Source organism: Oleiphilus sp. HI0123, from assembly GCF_001635315.1.
Genome location: NZ_LWGE01001739.1, coordinates 1 through 2,014, shown reverse-complemented (window position 1 = coordinate 2,014; position 2,014 = coordinate 1). Strand labels below are relative to the sequence as shown.

The following is a 2,014-nucleotide window of genomic DNA, read 5'->3' as shown; positions in this document are numbered from 1 at the left end:
AATGTTGGATAGTGCTTATCAACTTCACTATCCGACTTTCCGAGAAGGTTATCAGGCGATGTTAAGACAAACCTAAATAGATGAATTCATCACCATTATGCCATCCATTTCAACCTGAGCATCTTTAGGTAGTGATGCGACGCCAATGGCGGCTCTTGCGGGATAAGGCGCTTCAAAATACTTGGCCATGATTTCATTCACGGTGGCGAAGTGTCCTAGGTCTGTCAGGAAAATATTGAGTTTAACTATGTCTTGAAGTGTACCGCCTGCGGCATTGCATACAGCGGTAAGGTTATCAAATACTCGCGTGATTTGCGTGCTGATATCGCCTTCTACCAGGCTCATCGTACTTGGGTCCAGCGGGATCTGGCCAGATAAAAAAACGGTCTCGCCGACTTTTACTGCCTGGGAATAGGTTCCGATTGCTTCCGGTGCATCTGCTGTTTGAATAATGGACTTGTTACTCATATTTCCTCCTGGAAGCTAATCACTTTATTTTGATATGACTCTGGTAAGCCTTAGAACGGCTTTGATTGAGCGAATTCGGCGCATAACTCGAGCCAGGTGTCGTCGACCCTGAACATGTAGCACAACACTAACAACACTTAGTTTGGCGTTTTGTTCCGTCACGCCGATTCGTTCGATATTACCTTCGGCGTGCGTTATCGCTGCGGCTAGCTCGGCAATAATGCCGCGTTGGCGTTCAAGCTCTACCTTCAATTCAACGGTAAACTCATCGGTAATATCTTTCACCCAGGATAAGTGCATTTGAACCTGATTGTTGCTTAGGTTCATAATTTTTGAGCAGCCCTCGGAATGAATGGTGATGCCAGAGCCTGTGTCAGGTAAGCCTACGATCGGGTCGCCCGGGATCGGGTGGCAGCAATGTGCGAAAGACAGGTTCATTCCTTCTGAGCCCTTGATCATCATGGACACTGTAGAGGTATCTTGAGCTTCGTTTTCAGCCTCATCTTGTATTGCATCAGACATCAATTGACGAGCAATGATGAACGGCATGCGCTGACCTAAACCGATATTGCGCAGGAGTACATCCATGCTCTCGGCTTGGTTATGTTCAAGAACTTTTTGAATCTGTGCTTCAGGAATATCTTTCCAGGAAACATTAATGCCAGAGAGTGACTTATCGAGCAAGCTCTTACCAAGCGCTAGGCTTTCGGCTTCGCGTTGGTCTTTCAAGTAGTGCCTTATGCTGCTCTTGGCTTTACCGGTTGTGACAATATTCAGCCAAGCCCTACTTGGTTTAGCGCTAGGGGCAGTGACTACTTCAACCGTTTGCCCGCTTTGTAGAGGTACGCTCAAGGGGGCAAGTTGTTTGTTTACGCGACAGGCGACACAAGCATGACCAATATCGGTATGGATAGCATAGGCGAAGTCGATTGGGGTTGCCCCCGCAGGTAATTCGAGAATCGCGCCTTTGGGTGTGAATACATAGATCTCGTCGGGGAAGAGGTCGATCTTAACGTGCTCAATAAACTCCATAGAGTCAACGGCTCGTTCACGAAGTTCTTTCAGGCCGCTTAGCCAGCGATCAATACGCGCCTGATTGGCCAAGGCGAGATCTGACTCATCTTTATATTGCCAGTGTGCAGCAATACCGTAGTCAGCCAAATCTTCCATATCCTTAGTACGAATCTGAATCTCGATATTAACGTGCATACCGAAAAGTGTCGTATGGAGAGACTGGTAGCCATTTGCTTTAGGTACGGCGATATAGTCTTTAAAACGAAAGGGCAGCGGCTTGTATAAACTGTGGGCGGCTCCGAGCACGCGATAACAATCGTCTTCAGAGTCAGTAATAATTCGAAAGGCATAAACATCCATAATTTCATGGAAGGATTTATGCTGGTATTTCATTTTTTTATAAATGCTGTTCAGGTGCTTCTCGCGACCGAGTATCTCAGCATTAATACCGCGTTCTTTGAGCTTATCTTCAAGGCAATGTTGAATATCGGCAAGAATTTCATTGTGATTGCCACGTAACTTCTGCACTGCC

2 protein-coding genes are annotated in these 2,014 nt (G+C 46.5%); both read right to left on the bottom strand.

Going from position 1 to position 2,014, the window contains the following annotated elements:
• Positions 1 to 72: 72 nt before the first annotated feature.
• Positions 73 to 468: a RidA family protein gene (locus A3761_RS23485; RefSeq protein ID WP_068508651.1), complete on the bottom strand. Its 396-nt coding sequence runs from the start codon at positions 466 to 468 to the stop codon at positions 73 to 75.
• Positions 469 to 492: 24 nt separating this feature from the next.
• A partial coding sequence (locus tag A3761_RS23480; protein WP_068751014.1) for a bifunctional (p)ppGpp synthetase/guanosine-3',5'-bis(diphosphate) 3'-pyrophosphohydrolase occupies positions 493 to 2,014 on the bottom strand: 1,522 nt, incomplete at its 5' end.